Here is a 21,115-nt window from a genome sequence, read left to right as displayed (position 1 = left end):
GTAAAGAAATATTAATAAAAACTCTGACCTATGTTTGAACATTTTAATGAAAAAGCTATTAAAACTGTCGTTTTGGCTCAAGAAGAAGCCAGGAACGCTGGGTACAATTTAGTAGGAAGTGAACATTTATTATTAGGGCTTATCGGAGAAGGGTCTTCTGTTGCCGCAAAAATTCTAGCGAACCAGGGCCTTACTATTCAAAAAATTAGACAAGTAATCGCGGAAACAGTCGGAAAAGGGGGCGGCTTCAGTCCACAGAATATTCCTTTTACCCCCAAAGTTAAAAGTATTTTTGAGCAAGCTTTTACTGAGGCACGAAATCTTAGTATTAATTACATTGGGCCAGAGCATATTTTACTGGCGATCACAAGCTTAACCGATACTCTGGCCTCCAGACTGCTGAGAGATCAAGGCATAAATCTCAAGACCTTACGAACTGAGATTCTTAAAAGCCTAGGAGAGAAAGAAGCAGTTGCCGCATCGAGTAACAAGCAGTTTAATCCTTTTGGCTTAGGAGATAAGTCTGGTTCAAAAACAAAATTGGCTGAATTTAGCATCAACCTAACTGAACTAGCAAGGGAAGGCAAAATTGACCCAATCATTGGCAGATATCCAGAAATTGAGAGAACGGTGCAGATTCTCGGTCGTCGTACCAAAAATAACCCTGTCTTAGTTGGGGAGCCAGGAGTTGGCAAAACCGCGATCGCAGAAGGTTTAGCACAACGCATCGTTAAAGGCGAAGTTCCTGATCTAATTCGGGATAAAGAAGTTATTAGTCTTGACATGGGTTCTTTGCTCGCAGGAACCAAATTTCGGGGTGATTTTGAAGAAAGACTCAAAGCTATTGTCGAAGAAGTGAAAGCCGCAGGGAATATTATTCTGGTAATCGACGAGCTTCACACTCTTATGGGTGCGGGGGCCATGGGCGGAGCGATGGATGCGGCAAATTTGCTCAAGCCTGCTCTAGCTAGAGGCGAGCTACAATGTCTTGGCAGTACAACTTTGAATGAATATCGTCAGCATATTGAAAAAGATGCCGCTCTCGAACGTCGTTTCCAAAAAGTGATGGTGGGAGAACCTTCCGTAGAAGATGCGATCGCGATTATTCAAGGCTTACAAAGCACCTATGAAAATTACCACCAAGTTAAATATACTGACCAAGCAATTAAAGCTGCGGTCACTCTATCGGATCGTTACATCAGCGATCGCTTTTTACCCGATAAAGCAATTGATTTAATCGACGAGGCCGGTTCTAAAGTTCATTTGAGATATTCCCTCAAGAAAAAATTAGCAGAACCCGAAATTGAGCCAATTAATCCAGAAGCCTTAACTCCGATAGTTGATCAAGAAGAGATTGCCGAGATTGTCGGTTCTTGGACAGGAGTTCCTGTTACCAAAACCGATGATACTGAGGGAGAAAAACTAATTAATCTCGAAGCTGATTTACATCGAAAAGTAATTGGCCAAGACGAGGCAGTCAAAGCAGTTTCACGGGCGTTGCGTCGTTCTCGTTCCGGAATTGGTGATCCCAATCGTCCGATCGCAAGCTTTATCTTTTCTGGCCCCACAGGAGTCGGCAAAACCGAACTAGCAAAATCCTTGGCAATCACCATGTTTGGCTCGGAAGATGCGATGGTACGGGTCGATATGTCGGAATTTATGGAATCCCATACCGTATCGAAGCTAATTGGATCTCCCCCAGGATTTGTCGGCTATGACGAAGGAGGTCAATTAACCGAGGCCATTCGTCGCAAACCTTATTCCGTAATTCTGTTTGATGAAATTGAAAAAGCTCATCCTGATGTGTTCAATATCTTTTTGCAGTTATTGGATGATGGTCGTCTGACTGATGCCCAAGGGAGAGTGGTTAATTTCAAAAATACCATTATTATCATGACTTCTAATATTGGAGCCAAGGCGATCGAGAAAGGGGGCACAGGGCTTGGTTTCGACTTGATAGACGATCAAGCTGAGGCAGCATATCAAAAGATACGCAGTCGCGTTAATGATGAGTTGAAAAACTATTTCCGTCCCGAATTTCTCAACCGTCTTGATGAAGTGATCGTGTTCCGTCAACTTACCAAACCAGAAGTAAGCCAAATTGCGGATATTTTACTGACAGAGATTAGCCAACGTCTCCAAGCACAAAGAGAAATTACTTTAGAAATAAGTGATGCCTTCAGAGAAAAAGTAATTACCGAAGGTTTCGATCCCGCCTATGGAGCTAGACCTTTACGTCGTGCCATTATGAGATTGTTGGAAGATTCTCTAGCTGAAGCGATTCTTTCTGGCCAAGTCAACGATAGCGATCGCGCTTTGGTTGATGTAGCAGAAAACGACAAGGTAATCGTCTCGGCAACCACTCAACCTGCATTAGTTGAAGCAGTAGGATAAATGAAGGCAGAGGGCAGCGGTGCGACCCCGCGCCGCCGTCAGGCGCTAGGGAACGCGCACCAAGAGAGAAGGCAGAGGGCAGAGGGCAGAGGGCAGAAGAAGAGTTAAACGTTCCTCATCCCTCATCCTTCATCCCTCATCCCTCATCCCTTAACTAAGACTCCTGGTTCTTTTTGAATTGGGACAATATCCATAATGTCGGTTCTGGAACAGTACTCGATGTCTGCGTCGCAATCTAAGTTTAAAAGTCTTTGTCCATGACTACATTGGCGGAAGACTGACAATAGATTATCTTGCCATTGGTGATACAGAGAAAGCGCACCAATCACTTCATCATTTCCCGCAATTTCCAATAGCGAAACACTAGCTTGTTGTAAAAGCGAATCAACAATCGCACCAGCACAAGCAGTATCTTCTACAGAATAAGTTCCTTGCCAACCAGAGCCCACCAACCAAATTATCTCTGGTTGTTTTTCTAACAAATAATTAACCACAGCTTGACGATTTATCTGAGCAGCAGTGATAACTGTATCAGCTTGTTGAACTCTTTGTAATGCACGAGTACCGTTAGTTGTCGTCAAAAATAATCTTTTTTGGTTCACGACATCGGTAGTGCAATTGAGAGGAGAATTACCCAGATCAAAACCTTCTACCTTTTTGCCCCCTCTTTCTCCTGCTCGCAGCCGTTTTTCCGGTGGCCATTGGTCAGATTTGGCCATGAGTAAATCAATATCACTAAAAGCTTGTACTGCCTCGGCTCCAGCGTTTAGAGCGGTAGCGATCGTCGTAGTCGCTCGTAAAACATCGATTACAACAGCACAATCGGGAAGACTATTGCTAGGAGTAGCTTCAGGGGTATGGTAGATAAATAATTTCACTTAAATTGATCTAATAGTAATAAAATCTAAACTCTCGCAATTATACGTTATTTCGTAACCATTGCTACGCAACTTTCAACTAGTTTGACTCGTCTTAAAAATCATTTCCCTCACACATCTTTGTTTTTAGAGAATTATGCTTAGGTTAAGTATTCAGTCAAAAGATATCAGTAGTTTTAATACGCAAAAACTAGCTCTTATATTCGGGACAATTATGCCGTTATCTTGGAGTTTATTTAGTTGTCCCAATGTTGCCTTGGCCCAAGAAACTGGTAACTCAAATTATCTTAAACAAGAAGTTGCTGATGTCGCTAAAAATATTATTTATGTCAATCCTCACCAGGGAAATGATGATGCAGTTGGCAATCGAAATTCACCGTTAAAGACTATTACCCAAGCATTAAGAATCGCACCAACTAATACAGTTATTTCCCTAGTTTCTGGGACTTATAGTGAGGAGACTGGAGAAACTTTTCCCTTAATTATGAGAAAAAATATTACTCTTCAAGGAACAGTAGAATCACAAGGCAGCAATATTCTAGTTAAAGGTGGTGGCGATTTTATCAGCCCGACTGGTGCCGGACAAAATGTTGCGATCGCATTAATTAGGGACGCAGGAACTATCACAGGGATTACTGTGACTAATCCAAATAGAAGAGGACATGGCATTTGGATCGAATCGGCTAACCCGACTATTACCTCTAGTAGTCTAATTGGGAATGGCAATACTGGGATTTCGGTAAATGGCAAGAGCCAGCCAACAATTGAAGATAACTATTTCTTTAATAATTTGGGCAATGGCTTATTAGTTTATGGTTCTTCCCATCCTCAAGTAAAGAATAATCTTTTTGAAAGAACTGGATTTGGTGTGGGGATTGTCAAAAATGCGGCGGTCACTCTGCAAGGTAATAGTTTTAAAGGCAACCGTATCGGCGTGATTTTTGAAGGGAATTCCCAAGGTGTTTTGCGTGATAACAAAATTTTGGGCTCTCAGGAATATGGCTTGGTTGCGATCGCCAATTCCCGCGTTGATCTAGGAACCAATGAGCAGTCAGGGGGGAATGTTTTTCGGGGTAGTGGTAAATTTGATATTCAAAATATTACTAAAAATTCCATAGTTGCCGTTGGCACAGAAGTGTACGGGGCAACCTCAGGAACCATAGATTTTGAGGGTAACACCAATTCTCTAGTTGCCATAAACTCAACTGTGACCCGAGAACCGGAACCTGAGAATAGCAGCTTGCGGGACCAGCCCTTAACTCCTTTACCAGCAAGGCCCACTAATAATGATCTTCCGCAACGGAGAACTGCATCGTCTTCTGCCATTACTAGCAGTGAAACCTTACCCTTGCCACCATCAATCACTAATCCGAACAGTTTAGCTAATGAGAATAACTTAGCAAGGAATGATAACGGTAATGCGATCGCAAATGTTACTCCTCGCCCACTAGATAATGGCACCAAGGAATTGGTCTTTTCGGCACCAACTAGCGATGTTATCGAGAATAATGCGACGGCGAATGTGATCTCTTTTGTCAGCCCTGTGGCAACGATAAAATATCGGGTTTTAGTCGAAACCGCTAATAGCAGTCAGCAATCACAAGTGCGATCGCTCTACCCAGATGCTTTTCGCACAGTCTATCAAGGAAAAACGATGTTACAAGTCGGAGCTTTCAGTCAACGGAGCAAAGCAGAAACTGCTTCCCGTTCTTTAGTTAATATGGGATTAAATCCGTATATCTTAGAATGAAGTTGCTCTTTAATCGTTACTGCTACTACGTCAGTTCGACGAATTTTCCTTTTGATTACATTTCCCAAGTTGAACAACGAAGTAATAGGCTTTTCCCTAAATCCCCAAATCCCTAAGTCCCTATTCAGAACTAGTAAATTTTGTACTCATCGAACTCACGTTGCTATTGGTTAGCGTTCGTCGTCCTCACCTCAATATATGTGCTTTCTAGTCAATTCTTGAACAATCAAGACAAAAACCCAGCAAGGGCAAAAAACGAACTTAGGGGATTTGCGGTTCTTCCTGCTGATACCTTTGCCGAGGGGCCAGCATCTGGAGGAGACAGTGGGGACGGCACGCCCATAAATGCCAACGGTAGAAAGGGCCCTTTTGCTGGTCAGCCTGTCCAGGGATTTAGTAGCGTACAGTTTGCGCCCAGCTATAATGGTACATTCTGGTTTCTATCGGATAATGGTTTTGGCTCCCAAGACAATAGTAAAGACTATTTACTGCGCCTTTATCAAACCGTTCCCAATTTTGTAGGAGTAGAAAATGGGGACGGAAGTATCGCAATTCAAGATTTCATACAATTATCCGACCCCAATCATTTAATACCTTTTGACATTGTCAATGAAAATTCAGAAGACCGTAAGCTGACTGGAGGGGACTTTGACATTGAGTCTTTTGCCGTCGATAGTCATGGTGATATCTGGATAGGCGAAGAATTTGGACCCTATATCCTGCATTTCGATGCCACAGGGACATTACTCAATGCGCCGATCGCCACGCCAAATATTACCATTGGTGAGTTTGTTCGGTCTCCTGATAACCCCAATTTAGGAAATAGTCTTGCTAACCTGTCTCGCTCTCGCGGGTTTGAGGGGATGGCCTTTAGCCCTGATCGCCAAATATTGTATCCTCTATTGGAAGGAGTAGTAGACGGCGATCCCAAAAATGCTTTACGCATTTATAAATTTGAGGTGGCAACTGGTTCCTTCCAAGGCTTAGTAGGGTTTTACCCGACAGTTGATGGTCATCTGATTGGTGATTTCACCCCCATCAACGATAATGAGTTCTTGGTCATCGAAAGAGATGGGGAACAGGGAAAGTCGGCTGAATTCAAGAAAATTTTCCAAATTAACCTCGATAATATCGACCATGATGGTTTTGTTGAGAAAATTGAACTAGTAGATCTGCTCAATATTCAAGATCCCGATGATCTCAATAGTGATGGCAATCAGACCTATAGCATGCCTTTTGTGACTATCGAAAACCTCCTTGTCATCGATAAAAATACTATTCTAGTTGCTAACGACAATAACTATCCTTTCTCCCAGGGAAGGGAAGACGATATCGATAACAGCGAAGCTGTCTTGATTACCTTGGAAGAGCCCTTAAACTTAGACCCGAGGCTGGGAAGTAAGTAAATAACACGACTTGGCAAAATTAAGTTAATTGCGAGTAAAAGGTTTTAGGTGTTGGGTGTTAGGTGTTAGGTGTTAGGGAAGCCCCGAAAAACGATGAATCTAGCAATGATAGAGATAAAAATTCTTTATATCTAAAATATTCTCCGATCTAAATCAAAATATGACTTTTTTTACCTAAAACCTACTACTTAAAACCTAACACCAGTCCTGACTAGACCATAAAATTGCCAACTCGTGTAAATAAATACTTATTACCCATTACCCATTACTTATTACTTATTACCCATTAGTTGAGAACTGCTTTTTGGGCAGCAATCAATTCTTTAATCCCCTTTTCTGCAAAATCCAACATTTGGTTCATTTGTTTACGGGAAAAACTCCCGGCTTCGGCTGTCCCCTGAACCTCAATCAGATCCAATTTGCCATTCATGACCACATTAAAATCTACATCCGCCGCCACATCTTCTGGATAATCGAGATCCAGAATCGGAGAACCTTCTATTAACCCCACTGATATAGCAGCTACAGGCTCCAGCAGGGGAGATTGCTCCAACTCATTTTGTTCTAACAATTTTTTCACTGCATAGGCCAAGGTCAGATAACCACCAGTAATGGCTGCGGTACGAGTTCCGGCATCAGCTTGTAAAACATCAGCATCAATCGTGATAGTTCTTTGCCCCAGTAATTTTAAATCGATCGCCGCTCTGAGACTACGCCCAATTAATCGTTGAATCTCTTGGGTACGTCCTGATAACTTCATATATTCCCTGCGATGGCGGGGTACGGTGGCACTGGGCAACATACGATATTCTGCTGTTAACCATCCCTGATCACTATCGAGTAAAAAACGAGGAACTCCAGGCTCGATACTCGCAGTGCATAATACTTTGGTTTTGCCACTGGTTGATAAAACTGATGCTAGAGGCGTCGAGGTAAAGTCAAGTTGGAAACTATGCTCCCGCAGACTATCGGGTTGACGATTATCAGAACGTTGCCAAGACATATTGATACTCTCAAATATTTAGGTTAGCTGAGTTTGTTGCGTTTAGATTATAAGCCTCAAAGGGCAAATCTATTGAAACTATTTCGCAATTGAATTGGAATGAGGGCAGAGGGCAGAGGGCAGAGGGCAGAAGGCAGAGGGTATACATTATTGCCAATTGCCGACCAAAACAAAAGGAGACCAATAAAAAGGATGACTAAAATCCTCGGAATTAATTAAAGCCAACTGAGCTTGACGCAAAGAGCCAGCTTTATTGACACTAGATTCGGATTGGATTAAATCTCGATAAAATTCATCCATCAAAAAAGTAGTAGATTGATCTTTGACCGACCATAAAGTAGCCAACGTGCTTCTAGCCCCAGAGCGTACCGCAATTCCGGCCATTCCCAAAGCAGCTCGACTGTCTCCCGTAGCAGTCTGGCAAGCACTCAGAACCATTAGTTCAATAGGATTGATTTTTCCCGCTTCGCGATTGCGCAACAGATTAGCAAAGTCATTAACTTGAATGCGATCATTCCAGGTGACAATAAAAGTATCTTCAGGATCTGAGCTAAATTGACCATGAGTGGCTAAATGCACAATAGGTGCATCGGTTTGTTGCAATTGTTGTTGCAGATTAGCATCGGTGAAATCTTGATCGAGAAGTAACTCAGAGGACAATTGTTCAGAAATATTGGTCACTTCTTCTTTGACCCCAGGCAAGGCCGAAAATCCTTGATTGGATTCGCTTACCCCAGCAACCACCGCCTGAAGCTTTTCGGCTTCTAGGTTTTGAGAGGGTAATAGTTGTAATCCTGGAGTGAGGGCAATATTATATTTTTCGATCGCATATTGCTGGCCATCATAAAGTGCCGCCATGGGAATATTTCTTAAACTACCATCGAGGACAAAAGCGAGGGTTTGAATTTCCTGTTGGGCTAATTCTGCTTCGGCAGGTCTAATTAACCAATCGTATAGTTGCTCTGATAGTTTTAAGCGTTGTTGATTAGAAAAAATCGGATTTAGAGATTGATAAAGGTTGGCGATCGCATCTTCGATTGTGGCTTCCGGGAGCTCTGTTGAGTAATAGCTTAAGTTGCCGTCGGGTAAAGATAAAATCACGGCTAGGCGATCGCGAAGAATCATTGGATACATGACCGCAGCCGAAGCATCGATTTCGTCTATTTGCTTGGGTGTGGCATCTAGGCAGGCTTCTTGGAAAAAGTTTTCTAATTCTGCTAATTGCAACGATTCGATAACTTCTCTGGCTTGCTCTAGTTGTGCTTGGTTGGGGTCAGCATCTAGTAACAAACCAACTAATTCACGATAAACCGGTTCGACACTTTCGCGGAAAGAATATTGGGCATCGGTATTGGCCGCTACCAGAGAACCTCGCAAAGATTGTAGATGCTTAACGGCTTCCGTGTAGGGTGCGATCGCGCCTTGATTATCACCTTGTGCTTGGAGCAATCTCCCGAGCTGCCATTGCCATTGATAGGCAATATCGGTGGCATTAAGGATTTCTCCCAAGTTCAGAGCTTGTTCGGTGTATTTCTGAGCAGTTTGCCATTGTTGCTGTTGTTCGTAGTAATGCCCAAGAGTACCTAAGACATAGGATTGGGCTCTTTGATCTCCTAGCTCTTGGCTTTGTTGTAATGTTTGCTGGAGTAAATTTTGAATTGGGTCGGCGAATTCGTAGTTAGAAGAGTTACTTGCTTGTAAGTTGATGAGGTTTTTGGCTAAATTAACCTGGGCATAGATCAGAGGCCGGCTGGTAGAGATATTAGTGAGAGCATAGCGTTCTATTGAGCTAGAGGAATCACGACGTTGAATTGTGGGTTGAATATTTTCGTTGAGCGAAATCTCTCGACTATCTTTTCCTAAGGCCAGGTTGGCAACGCCTAATTGTGCCAAGTCAGTTTGAATTTGTGGCAATAGGGCTTCTGTTGCTTGCCATTGCTCGGTGATGACGAGTAGACCCATCAAGTTTATTTGCGATTCCAGTTTTGTTAGAGGATGGGCTGTCTTTGCAGTTGCTTGTTGAAAAAAAGTGATCGCCTCTTGATGATTTTCTAGGAGTCTTGCGGTATTGCCCAGGCTTAATAAAGTAGCACTGGTTTCTTCTGCCAAATTTAGCTCTTGGGTTAAAGCCAAACTTTTTTGGAGCATTTCCTGAGATTGCCCCAAATTTCCGATAGTTTGCAAAGTGGTTCCCAAACTACGGAAGCCCAAAGCTTTGAGTTGTGGATCGTTTTGTTGTTCTAGCTTTTGTGCTACTTCTTCTAGGAGCTTTTGCGATCGCCGATACAATCCTAAACTTTGTAATGCTTGAGCTTGATTGATCTGACTCCCAATCACCCCCATGTCATCCTGAGCTTGTTCGTAATTAGCAGCAGCTTGTTGCCAAGTTTCCAAGGCTATCTCGGCCGAACCTGTAGCTAGTTGCAAACTTCCTTGGGCATTCAATGCCTGAGCGAGAACTGCCCAATAGTCATGACTGAGTTCTGACTGTTCTTGTAAGAGCGACAAACTTTGATTAGTCTCTTGTTTGGCCTGCTGCCATTGCCCCAACTCCTGATAAGCCAAAGCAAGATAATTGAGGGTTGATACCCGGTTTAGGCGATCGCCATTTTTGTGAAATCCTTGTTCTGCTTTTTGCCAAGCGGTAACTGCTTCAACATATCTACCCGCTTCATAGGCAATGAGACCTTGATCAACTAGCTTGGAACTGTTTTTGGTTGATGATTGCGCTACAGAGGCTACAGGACCAGATGCATGAGCCAAGGCTGGGGTTGTGATCGGCAAGGCCAGAGCTAGTAATCCTAAACAAAGGGCAGAATCTAGAGAGCGAGTCAGTTTAATCATCTTGGTTGTGTCTTAATGAAACCGCAAAGGCGAACAGGTGTGGGCCAGGTTAACCTAGATTGCCCAGATCAGTGTGATTTTGATACAGCTCTCTAATTTTCACAATTTGCGATCACTCATGATTGCAGAACAAGAACCACACGACTTGGCAAAATTAAGTTAATTACGAGTAAAAGGTTTTAGGTGTTGGGTGTTAGGTGTTAGGAAAATCCCGAAAAACGATGAATCCAGCAATGATAGACATAAAAATTCTTGAGATCTAAAAATATTCTTCGATCTAAATCAAAATATGACTTTTTTTTACCTAAAACCTACTACCTAAAACCTAACACCAGTCCTGACTAGCCCGTAAAATTACCAAGTCGTGAGAACTAGCGGCGCTGCTGCGCGAAAGCAATAAAAAAAATAGAAAAGACCCGTAAAAAATTACAAATCTCTTCTATTCACTAAAATGTAAATAAGCTAGTCATTAGCGATAATAAAAAACTTATTACTTATTACTTATTACTTATTACTTATTACTTAACCAAAGCTTCGCCTCTGCGATAAAGCTCTCTCGCATAATCAGTCCAAGTACCCTGTCCCCAATAACGGAAGCAGCTAGTTTCCACCAACAGAACATATAACAAAGCTTCTTGATACTCAGGAGTTTTAGTCACATCAGGATCTTTAGCCACCAAAAGATCATACTTCTTGTGGAACATAGCACTAAGTTGATTCATGGGCTCTAAGACATTTTCATATCCTTTGACCCAACTTAAATCATTAGTCCAAGAAGCCCCATCCATATGAAATTGATGGTCAGTTTCTTTTAATTCCGCGATCGCCTGAGCTACTTTTTCAGGAGTTGCCGTTTTAGGTTCAACCTTATGCCAAATCTTATGTTGTCCCACAGCCTGACAAGTCGGGTAATCCTCCTCGCTCACTCCAGCAGCCTCCAATAATTCAATGTATTCTGTGCCATTAAAACCAACAACCCCAGAATCATTCTTAATCTCAGACCATACAGGTTGATAATCGCGAGCAAACTCATTCATCATCACGCCGCCATTTTCCCCATCAGCGATCTGGGAAACACAGGAAGGAACGGATAATTTACCAAGTTGCTGTTGACCTCTACCTTTCGCTTCATGGTAGGGCTGCATCTGTGCCACTAGTTTAGTATCAGAACCTTGAGTTTTAATCAAAGCCGTAATACTGATAGTTTCTCCTTTACTATTAGTCGCAATTAAACGATTGGGAAGAAATTTGTCATCATGCCACAACTCAGAACCATCGAGTCGTTCGACGGAATTCTCCTGAACCAATAGCCAGCGATAACCGCATTCTTTTAACGCCTTGATATATTCATAAAGAGTATCAGGGTTGTTAGGCAGATGCATTTCTGGAGGAGAAAAACCCTTAACTCTTTGGAGAGCTTCGTAACCAAAAACCGCAGCAAAATAATGTTGCCAAGCTTGAATCTGTAACTTGATGTCGGGAATGGGCGTCGAAGGAACAACCGCATGAGACCACATGGTTCCTAACCATTCAACATAGGGTTGATATTGAGCATTACAAGTGATATTTTTCAGTTTATCGAGAATATCATTGCGTCCCATCTGAGCCAGTCCCCAGATAAGGTTGCCAGAATAGTCGAGCATAATCCGAGGATTGCAACCATTGGCTACCAAATCAGGAATCCAATCCGCCATTCTTTCATAACACCAGGCAAAAACTCCTGCATTATGGTTATCGCCTTCTCCTTGATGCTCCATCATATATTGAAGGTTGGAAATTAATTCACCATTGGCACCTGCGGGGATGGTGGGTTGGTGCATATGGAGCGCACAAGCAAATCCTGATTTAATCTGATCGAGATTAAGATTACTCTGGTTCAGAAATACGGGCTTATCATGGTTGACTATTTGAGTTATCTCTGCTTCGTAACCACAAATATTGGGGAGTCCCGATCTCGTTTCTGTTAATCTATTGTCAGATGGCACTGCTGCTATCATAGGGCTTAATTTTATTGTTACTATTTACTAATTCACCAGTCTGATAATATACAACGACTTCAGGTAATTAACTTAAAATTTACCTAAATAATTGTTTAGCAATATTATGTTGCAATGTCTCATTAATTGTTAACTAAATAATTTATTTGTTATTCTTTTTTGTAGTTTAAAATACCAATGCCAGAACCAATAATAATTGCCCAAAATGTGGAGAAATGGTACGACAATAGCTTTCATGCTCTAAAAGGGGTAACTCTTCAGGTCAACAAACAAGAAGTAGTGGTTATTATGGGGCCTTCTGGTTCAGGCAAATCAACTTTTATCAGAACTTTTAATGCCCTAGAACCTTACCAGAAAGGCAGTATCACCATTGATGGCATAGAATTGTCTCACGATTTGCGAAATATTGACACGATTCGCCGTGAAGTGGGCATGGTCTTTCAGCAATTTAATTTATTTCCCCATCTAACAGTTTTGCAAAATATTACTCTGGCTCCGATTTGGGTACGAAAAAAATCGAAGTTACAAGCCGAAGAAATTGCGATGCAATTGTTAGAAAAAGTAGGAATCTTAGAACAAGCAAATAAGTTTCCTGGACAATTATCTGGCGGCCAACAACAACGAGTCGCGATCGCGCGTGCCTTGGCGATGCAACCAAAAATCATGCTATTCGATGAGCCTACATCAGCCCTTGATCCCGAGATGGTCAGAGAAGTATTAGATACGATGCGGAATCTGGCCCACTCAGGAATGACAATGGTTTGCGTCACTCACGAAGTAGGTTTTGCCAGAGAAGTTGCCGACAGAGTAGTTTTTATGGACGAAGGAATGATCATCGAAGTCGCGATTCCCGACGACTTTTTCAATCATCCTCAAGAGGAGAGAAGCAAAAAGTTTTTATCCCAAATTCTTTAGGTTAAGGCAGAAGGCAGAAGGCAGAGGGCAGAAGTATGAAATAAAACCTAAAACCTAAAGCCTAAAGCCTAAAACCTAATTCAGCTGTTTCTTTAAAAATAGCTCCACTTCCTTAGCCGTTGGCTGGGCAGCGATCGCTCCAGGCTTAGTCACAGTTAATCCACCCACCGCACAGGCATAAGTCACCATTTGTTTTGCCAAGTCGCGATCGCCTAAGCTACTGACTCCATAGTGGCATAATTGGTGAATAAAACCTGCTAAGAAAGCATCTCCGGCCCCAATAGTGTCAATAACTTGTAAAGGAAAAGGTTTTACTACGCCTTCATTATCGCTCAGGCAATAACTAACTTCTCCTGCCCCGTCACTAACCAAAACTCCTTCTACCGAACCCAAAAGATAAGAAATCGCTCCCGCATCAGTCTTGTCAAACAACCATTTAGCTTCCTCTTTAGTCAATTTCACAAAATCAATATATTGCCATAATTGAGCAATCAAAGACTTGGCGTTCGACTCATTATTCCAAAACATGGGACGCCGATTAACATCTAGAATGATCTTGAGATGATATTTTTCTGCCAATTCTAAAGCACGGGATATAGCCTGTCTCGTCTGACTATAAGCTAATTCTAAAGTGCCTAGAACCAAATACTCTGCTTCTAAAAACAAATCCTCTCGCAGGTCTGACCCCTGAAGATAAGCATCAGCAAAAGCACTAGGTTGGGAGCTGCTAAAACCTGCAAAATTGCCACCACCATTGGGCTGGCGTAGGACATATACTTGCCTGGTCGGGAACTTCGAGTTGCGCTGTACTCCAGAAACATTGACCCCTTCGGTCTGGAGTGTTTGGATTAGTGACTCTCCTAAAGAGTCTTCCCCAATACAACCGATAAACGCCGAACTAGTTCCCAATTTTGCTAAAGCGCAAGCAGCATTAGCTGGCGCACCGCCAGGATAAGCTGTCCAGGATTTTACTTGATTTAACGATTGCCCCATATCATCAGCCAGACAATCAAATAAAATTTCACCTAGACAGATAACACGATTGGGAGGAGAGATCTCTGTGCTTTTCAATCTTGTTCCCTCAACACGAACAAATCTTGTTTTCTCATTTAATCAAATTACTAATCAGATTACCGCTTGCTAGGTCTTTAAAATTATAAAAGGCAAAAAAAAATTTTGCCCTGTCAAATAATTAAACTTCAATTACCTAATATAATTTAAATTTCTCCGCGAATTTCTTCAACAATGCCATCTCGTAACAGCACTTCTACATTAAGTTTTTTGACTAAGTTATCGCCTTTCTCAATTCGAAAGAAGCTCTCCATCTGTGCCTGGACAACTTCTTGATCTAATTCCAGCAACTGTACTTGTTGAAGTTGTTGCAGTAGTTGATTCTTTTTGTTGAGCAACTCACTTTTTTTCTGGTTAACCTGGGACTGGATACTTTCAACCTGCTTTGTTAGTTGATCACTATTTGAATCAGTGGTTTTTTTCTTGAGCTCTTCAATGGTTCTGGTTCCCTGCATTTCCAATTGTTGGATCTGTTTATCCAGTTGAGCGATTTGATTCTGTAATTGCTGTTGCACTTCCTCTTTCCAGCGGGCAGTCACAATAGCCTTAACAGTAATCGGACGTTTCATCATTAAACTAGAAGTTACAACTTCCATAGAGATATATAGCTCCTAATATTGGGTGTTAGCTGGTTTTATTCGTTAGGTTAAAGGGTAGCACCAAATACCATTTATTGGTCTTGAACAACTAACTTTCTTTAGGAACGAAGCTGATGTTAGGTTTTAGGCTAAAAAAAGTCATATTTTGGTTTAAATTGGAGTATATTTTAGATATAAAGCATTTTTGTACCTATAATTACTTGATTTATCGTTTTTCAGGATTTCACTAATGCCCAACACCTAAAACCTAAAACCCAATACCTAAAACCTTTTCCCGAAGACTATCTCCTTCGCCACCAAATAGTCCCTGCGATCGCAAAGCTCAACAAGGGCATAATTCTAATCGCCAGCCAACTAATAATACCTGCCTGTAGAGGGGATAAATTAATACGCCGATTAGTTTGTTCTCTGGGTCGAATTGAAAGGGTTTGGGATTCATCCCCTGTTAACCAATCAATAGAATTCAGGAAAATATCACCATTCAATTGTTGTTGAAACCATCCATTGGTGGCAAAAGTACCATTGCCAAAAACTACTAGCTTAGATTCAGATTCTGATAGCTCACGGGTAAGCGCGATCGCAATATTCAACGGGCCAGGAAGATCTTCTTGCTCATTAAAGGTGATTTCTTCTGAGGCTAAATCACTTTCTGCCCAGGTATTTTCACTGCTAATCACAAAAGGAGCTGCGGTAATATTTTCTTTCGTAACAACTTCTAAAGGTCGAGACTCAGGAAAAATCGCTAGACCATTGCCAAAATTGGCGGTAATGGGGTGATCTCCAAAATTCGTAATCACAGATACTCCATAACCAAATTGAACAACCGTTTCCTGACTGGAAAAATCAATAATTAAGCGATCGTCTAATTTAATGCCATAGTTATCGAGGATTGGCGTTAGACCGGCATTATTATTGGGCAATAACATTAACAGCAGCTCTCCTCCTTGATCAAGATAGTTTTGAACTGTTGCAACTTCTTGGGGAAAGAGATTCCGTAGTGGTTTCGCGATCGCAATCAAATCTGTATTATCAGGAATTTGTTTACTAGTAGCTAAATTTAATGGCGCAACAATATAATCTCGATTTTCTAACTCCGTAATCGCCTCGGTAAATCCTCCTTCAACTTGGTCTAATTCCGGTTCACCATGTCCTTGAAGAAAATAAATATAGGAATTATCTTCACGCTTTAGGTTAGCAATCGCATTGGTCAATTGACTTTCCGAAAGACTTTGACCCTGACTCCTATTTACAATTGCAACCAATTTTTTCTGATCCTGACTTGCTAGGTAAATTTCCGAGAATCCTCTAGGAGATTGCACCCCAAATTGCTGAGCCAAGCCAATTTCAATTTCTGGGTCGACAACTTCAAACTCAAAGTTTTTACTATAACTGCGATAATTTTCCAATAATTTAATAGTTGCTAAATCTAGATCACTGTCGAAGAGCCAAACTTTTAGGGGTTGAGATAGATTTTGGACAATTTCTTGAGACTGAGGAGCTAAGGTGAAAAATCTATTTTCTGTTAAGTCAAAACGCCAATTATATCCAGCAACGATAAAATTAAGTGACCCAATAATAATCAAAACTGCGACAGCACTGATCAAGCTGTTTACTCTTGCATCTGTGGCAGGACTTGCTTCAAAATTTTGGTATTTTCTATTAACTAAAAGCCAAAAAATAACCGCGATCGCAATTCCTAAAATAATTAACAAGATTGGAATGAATAGCCAAACCGAAGTAATCCATCCTAATATTATGCCTGCTACTGCTAAGGCTAATGCCAATAAATATACTATGTATTTTTTCATATGAAGTTTAATCAGAATTAGATACTTCTAAAAATAATTAAAGAGCAATAAACTAGAATCAAGATTACTATATCAGAATTATTACCTAACCAATCACCAAATCGTAATAATTAACTAAGTGGATTTTCTAATTGACTAATTTTTATGGTAGCTCATAATATGAAATAAAGATAAAGTAGAATTTATACGTATATCTCCTTGTATTTTTTTAGATTTATTACTTATTACTTATTATCTCAATTCCACGAAAATCGAACTCATTAACCATTGCTTATCTTATTCCTTATTGCTTCGGCGCAGCAGTACTAGAGGTATCTGAATAATGTTTTTTTCTAATTATAAATACTTATATTTTGGCAATTATGTAGGTCAAGGATGCCGTTTCTTTGCTTGTTTCAGTTTATTTTTAACTCTCGGCAGCAAAACAGTTCAAGCTCAATCAATTACGACTGATGGTAGTACGAATACCAGTATTGAGCAAACTCTTAACCAATATAATATTGGTGGAGGAGAAAATGCCGGAAATAATATTTTTCATAGCTTTGAACAGTTTGGTTTAACCCAGGGAGAAATAGTCAATTTTCTATCAGGATTAGACACGGAAAACATATTTGGTCGTGTTACAGGAGGGGATGCTTCTGTGATTAATGGCTTGCTAAAAATAACAGGAGGCAATCCTAATCTTTTCTTTATTAATCCTAGTGGGATTATCTTTGGCGAAAATTCTAGTATTAATGTCCCTGCTTCTTTTACTGCGACCACAGCTCATGGCATTCAAATTGGGGAATTTTGGTTTGATGCCTTGGGCAATAATAATTATGAAAATTTAGTTGGAGATCCTAGTGGCTTTGCTTTTTTGGGATCTAATATCGGAAGCATTGTCAATTTAGGCAATATTAATGTTGGTGTCTCAGAAGATCTGAGTCTGAATGCTGATGGCTTATTAATAGATGTAGACGGCAATGTAATTTTTGGGGCTCCCGCTCAAAATCCTGGAGAGAGTATTAATTTAGCTGGGGGACTAGTCATTAATACTGGAACTATAACAACTCCAGGAGGCACAATTAATATTGTCGCTGTGCCTGAGCAGCAATTGGTAAGAATCACCCCTGAAGGTAGTTTATTAAGCTTAGTTTTGCCCACAGAAGACGCAACCATCTTGCAACCAGGAATTGACGCTGCCGAACTTACGCCACCTTCTTTGGCCGAATTATTAACGGGTGGAGGTCTTGCTGAGGCAACGGCGATCGAAATTGTTGATGGGGCAATTAGATTAACTGGTAGTGAACCGACAATTCCTAGTGAGCTTGGAACAACTATTGCTTCTGGGAATATTGATGCTTCTAATGATATTGGCGATGGCGGAAATATCAATATTAACGGCGAAAAAGTAGGAATTATTCAAAGTAATATTAATGCGTCAGGAAGTAATGGGGGCTCAATTGTTATTAGTTCTGAAGGAGTCGGGATTGCCGAATTTTCTGAGAGTTCCAGAATTTTAATTGATAACAATAGTTTTATTAGTGCGATAGGACTGGGAGTTTTTGAAACTGTAGAAGATTTCCCCGAACCAGGAACTGGTGGCGCGATCGCAATTAGGAGTAATGGCGCGATCGCATTTGACTCCAGATTTTCCGATTTTTCTAGCGATTTTTCTACTAGTATTCCGACAATTGATGTTAGCGGAATTAATGGAACTGTTGAACTTCAAGCACAAAATAATATAGTTAGTATTAATAATGATAATATTTTAGATTTCTATCTTGAAGATTTATCTAATATAATAAATTTTGATTCAATTGATAATATTGCATTAGAATCAAATGCTATCGAGATTGTGGGTAAAAATAGTAATCTGGGGTCAACAGACGATGTAAATCCGGATATCAATATTAATAACTTTCTTGCTGCAGATACTATACCCAGTGGGACAACGCTCATTCCAGTAGATAGTTTAACAACGGTTGATAATGTAATTATTGAAGCCAGCAACAATCTAACTTTTGAAAGTGATACTCTAGTCCCCGTTTCCACAAAATCTGATGCGGCAGAAGTTACGAGTAGCCCCCAGTTTATTGGTTCTTTACTAGAATCGGAAAATATTGATTCAGCTAACAATATACCCACAGAAGATATTCCAGTTTTTCAAAATCTTACTCTTACAGTAGACCCCCCAGCAGGAGAAATTGGGTTACTTGATATTAAAGGATCATTCGCCGTCACTAATGATTTGTTACTGGAAAACACTAATGGGGATATTATTATTGAGCCACAGCTTCCAGAGTTGATAAACTTTACGAGTGATACTACCATCACAACAATCACTGCATCCCCTGGTAGCGGCGAAGATATTCAGTATTCAGGCTCTAATGGTAGTTTATTTATTGGGTTAGATAGTCTATTATCTGGTGTTGAGCCAAATGGAGAGCTCCGCACGAATCTTGGTTCCGCCACAATTAATGCTCGTTTGGGTTCGGTCGAACTTCTCAGAGGAATCACTCTCAATGCTGATACGGATCTCAGTGTTACAGCTCAAAAATTTATTGGCTCGGGAACAACGACTTTACTGGGAAATGGAGCTAATGGAGAACCTGGTCGGATTGATAGTAATTTAGTCCAAACCTATACCATTGGAGCTCTGTCTTTTGGTGGGGAGAGTCTTAATGCAACAGGTCAACCTATATTTGATGCCGCAGGAGAAGTGCAACTTTCCGAGGGGAGTTTATCTGATCCAGAACCCAATTTGCAATTGTTATTATCATTTAATCCTGATGATCCCAATCTGATACAGCCTGACCCGATTATCTTGGCTGGAGACGAAAGCACCGATGCAACTGGTAATATTGAAATTTCATTACTTTCCGACTCATCTTTTACCGTGGGCGAATTCGACCCTGATAGTGGAAGTGGAATTGCGACCGTCGCCAAAATTTCTAGAATTAGAACTAATGGTTCATTAGTAGGCGATGTTATCCCAATAGAACCAATATCTTTATCTTCCCAACCAGTTGTTGCACCTGAAACTCCGGTCATCCCTGAGGCTCCTGTAACTCCAACTCCTGAAACTCCTAGCACTCCGGTCATAATTGAAACTCCTAGCACTCCGGTTACACCTGAAATACCTGTCATAACTGAAACCCCTGAAACCCCGGTCATACCCGAAACTCCGGTCATAACTGAAACTCCTGAAACTCCGATTCTTCCTAATTCACCTGAGCTGGAGATTGAAAATATTCCCGAACTTTCTGGGCTAGACATTAACGTAGTTTCTAGTTCCATTGCCAGAAGGAGTACTTCTTCAAATGACCAGTCTCCACAACAATTAGCGGCAAACAGTGAGGAAATTTCTTTGGACATAGATTCGGTTTCTGACGTCGCAACCCAAGGGAATACATCTGCAACAGAAGAATCTGCGTCCTCTGCTTCAAAGATTGCTGAATCCAACAACAATTCAGTAAGCCAAACTAGTGATAATGTATCTGGTCAAACTAGCAGTAATCCTTCAAGTGCAGGCAATAGCGGCGTTGAGAGTTCAACTAACAGTAATACTTCGAGTGAAGATAACAGTGGCTCTACAAATCAGACAAATAATAATGTCGGTAATCAAGCTGACAACAATACGTCCAGTCAAGTTAATAGTAATACATCGAATCAAACCAATAGCGATTCTACAAATCAGACAAGCAGTAATGTAGCTACTCAAGCTAACAGCAATGCCTCTAGTCAGTCTAGCAATACGGCAAACGCAGCTAGTAGTAGTGCAGCCAGTGAAGCTAGTAGTAGTGCAGCTAGCGAAGCCAGCAGTGCCGCTAATGAAGCCAGTAGTAATGCAGCCAGTGAAGCTAGTAGTGCCGCTAGTGAAGCCAGCAGTGCGTCCAGTCTGCCAGCAAATAAAACATCACCTTTGCCAAAAAATCATCTTGATCCGTTATCTGAGCTTCAAGACAATTCAACAGTTGCTCTTTTGGAAGAAGAATCAGTAGCCAATATTGATCGCAACCCGATCAAACGTTGGGCTATCCCGATCGCTGGAGGGTTATTACTCACTGGAAGCATTGGTGCCGCACTAGCAAATGCATTATTAGGTAATAGTCTTAGTGCAATGCTGGGTAATATCCTCAATTCATTGGGCAGTAATCCGACAAGTAATTCTAATAGTAAATCCGAGCAAAACAACTCACAAAAAGATCCTGAGATTGAAATGGAATCTACTGTAGAGCCAGGAATTATGCAACTAAGTGAATTTCCCATCTTAGATTGTGAAATTGCTCTCGAAATGGAACAAGATTCTGGAGAACAGACAATTCATCTCAAAGGCAATTTTGTCAATTATTCTCAAGTAGAAATCAAACAAGAATGATTTAAATAAATTTTTTGGCCTATCACTAATAGATTTTTCGCAAAATTATTTTTCTGATTTTCTCTGTTCCCTATTCCCAGTTCCCTATTC

At 41.0% G+C, this 21,115-nt stretch carries 12 protein-coding genes; 5 read left to right on the top strand and 7 right to left on the bottom strand.

Annotation, left to right across the window (positions count from 1 at the left end; all coding sequences use genetic code 11):
- Window positions 1–30 precede the first annotated feature (30 nt).
- Window positions 31–2,394, top strand: coding sequence for an ATP-dependent Clp protease ATP-binding subunit (locus tag XEN7305_RS15430; RefSeq protein WP_006510391.1), 2,364 nt, complete (start codon window positions 31–33; stop codon window positions 2,392–2,394).
- Window positions 2,395–2,537: 143 nt separating this feature from the next.
- Here the strand turns inward: XEN7305_RS15430 and XEN7305_RS15425 are convergent, their stop codons facing one another.
- A complete protein-coding gene (locus tag XEN7305_RS15425) occupies window positions 2,538–3,272 on the bottom strand; it encodes a 2-phosphosulfolactate phosphatase family protein (protein ID WP_006510390.1) in 735 nt (244 codons plus the stop codon).
- A 136-nt stretch (window positions 3,273–3,408) separates the two neighbouring features.
- Between XEN7305_RS15425 and XEN7305_RS15420 the strand changes: the two genes are divergently transcribed.
- On the top strand, window positions 3,409–5,022 hold the full coding sequence (locus XEN7305_RS15420; protein ID WP_006510389.1) for a DUF1565 domain-containing protein: 1,614 nt from the start codon (window positions 3,409–3,411) through the stop codon (window positions 5,020–5,022).
- Between the two features lie 218 nt (window positions 5,023–5,240).
- A complete protein-coding gene (locus XEN7305_RS15415; protein ID WP_040898135.1) occupies window positions 5,241–6,428 on the top strand; it encodes an esterase-like activity of phytase family protein in 1,188 nt (395 codons plus the stop codon).
- A gap of 286 nt (window positions 6,429–6,714) precedes the next feature.
- Here XEN7305_RS15415 and rph read toward each other — a convergent pair whose 3' ends face one another.
- The 3 genes from rph to XEN7305_RS15400 all read right to left on the bottom strand — a co-directional run bounded on the left by rph (window position 6,715) and on the right by XEN7305_RS15400 (window position 12,272).
- A complete protein-coding gene (rph, locus tag XEN7305_RS15410) occupies window positions 6,715–7,431 on the bottom strand; it encodes a ribonuclease PH (protein WP_006510387.1) in 717 nt (238 codons plus the stop codon).
- A gap of 147 nt (window positions 7,432–7,578) precedes the next feature.
- Window positions 7,579–10,275, bottom strand: coding sequence for a CHAT domain-containing protein (locus XEN7305_RS15405; RefSeq protein ID WP_006510386.1), 2,697 nt, complete (start codon window positions 10,273–10,275; stop codon window positions 7,579–7,581).
- Window positions 10,276–10,793: 518 nt separating this feature from the next.
- Window positions 10,794–12,272, bottom strand: coding sequence for a hypothetical protein (locus XEN7305_RS15400; protein ID WP_006510385.1), 1,479 nt, complete (start codon window positions 12,270–12,272; stop codon window positions 10,794–10,796).
- A 177-nt stretch (window positions 12,273–12,449) separates the two neighbouring features.
- Between XEN7305_RS15400 and XEN7305_RS15395 the strand changes: the two genes are divergently transcribed.
- The gene (locus XEN7305_RS15395) at window positions 12,450–13,187 is read left to right on the top strand and encodes an amino acid ABC transporter ATP-binding protein (protein ID WP_006510384.1); all 738 of its coding nucleotides are present in this window, start codon (window positions 12,450–12,452) and stop codon (window positions 13,185–13,187) included.
- A 75-nt stretch (window positions 13,188–13,262) separates the two neighbouring features.
- Here XEN7305_RS15395 and XEN7305_RS15390 read toward each other — a convergent pair whose 3' ends face one another.
- The 3 genes from XEN7305_RS15390 to XEN7305_RS15380 all read right to left on the bottom strand — a co-directional run bounded on the left by XEN7305_RS15390 (window position 13,263) and on the right by XEN7305_RS15380 (window position 16,665).
- On the bottom strand, window positions 13,263–14,258 hold the full coding sequence (locus tag XEN7305_RS15390) for a carbohydrate kinase (protein WP_006510383.1): 996 nt from the start codon (window positions 14,256–14,258) through the stop codon (window positions 13,263–13,265).
- A 146-nt stretch (window positions 14,259–14,404) separates the two neighbouring features.
- Window positions 14,405–14,854 (bottom strand): YlqD family protein, encoded by a 450-nt coding sequence (locus XEN7305_RS15385; protein ID WP_006510382.1) that lies wholly within the window; start codon window positions 14,852–14,854, stop codon window positions 14,405–14,407.
- Window positions 14,855–15,138: 284 nt separating this feature from the next.
- The gene (locus XEN7305_RS15380) at window positions 15,139–16,665 is read right to left on the bottom strand and encodes a Gldg family protein (protein ID WP_006510381.1); all 1,527 of its coding nucleotides are present in this window, start codon (window positions 16,663–16,665) and stop codon (window positions 15,139–15,141) included.
- Between the two features lie 322 nt (window positions 16,666–16,987).
- Between XEN7305_RS15380 and XEN7305_RS15375 the strand changes: the two genes are divergently transcribed.
- On the top strand, window positions 16,988–21,025 hold the full coding sequence (locus XEN7305_RS15375) for a filamentous hemagglutinin N-terminal domain-containing protein (RefSeq protein WP_006510380.1): 4,038 nt from the start codon (window positions 16,988–16,990) through the stop codon (window positions 21,023–21,025).
- Window positions 21,026–21,115 lie beyond the last annotated feature (90 nt).

Origin of the sequence: Xenococcus sp. PCC 7305, assembly GCF_000332055.1 — a bacterium.
In the GTDB taxonomy this organism is placed as follows: Bacteria; Cyanobacteriota; Cyanobacteriia; order Cyanobacteriales; family Xenococcaceae; genus Xenococcus.
The sequence above is the reverse complement of the archived record's forward strand: the minus strand, read 5'-3'. Positions and strand labels throughout refer to the sequence as shown.

Excerpts from the sequence above, each read along its gene's own strand:
- XEN7305_RS15430 (WP_006510391.1), top strand. The coding sequence starts at position 31 with ATGTTTGAACATTTTAATGAAAAAGCTATTAAAACTGTCGTTTTGGCT.
- XEN7305_RS15420 (WP_006510389.1), top strand. The coding sequence starts at position 3,409 with ATGCTTAGGTTAAGTATTCAGTCAAAAGATATCAGTAGTTTTAATACG.
- rph (WP_006510387.1), bottom strand. The coding sequence starts at position 7,431 with ATGTCTTGGCAACGTTCTGATAATCGTCAACCCGATAGTCTGCGGGAG.
- XEN7305_RS15405 (WP_006510386.1), bottom strand. The coding sequence starts at position 10,275 with ATGATTAAACTGACTCGCTCTCTAGATTCTGCCCTTTGTTTAGGATTA.
- XEN7305_RS15400 (WP_006510385.1), bottom strand. The coding sequence starts at position 12,272 with ATGATAGCAGCAGTGCCATCTGACAATAGATTAACAGAAACGAGATCG.
- XEN7305_RS15395 (WP_006510384.1), top strand. The coding sequence starts at position 12,450 with ATGCCAGAACCAATAATAATTGCCCAAAATGTGGAGAAATGGTACGAC.
- XEN7305_RS15385 (WP_006510382.1), bottom strand. The coding sequence starts at position 14,854 with ATGGAAGTTGTAACTTCTAGTTTAATGATGAAACGTCCGATTACTGTT.
- XEN7305_RS15380 (WP_006510381.1), bottom strand. The coding sequence starts at position 16,665 with ATGAAAAAATACATAGTATATTTATTGGCATTAGCCTTAGCAGTAGCA.
- XEN7305_RS15375 (WP_006510380.1), top strand. The coding sequence starts at position 16,988 with ATGTTTTTTTCTAATTATAAATACTTATATTTTGGCAATTATGTAGGT.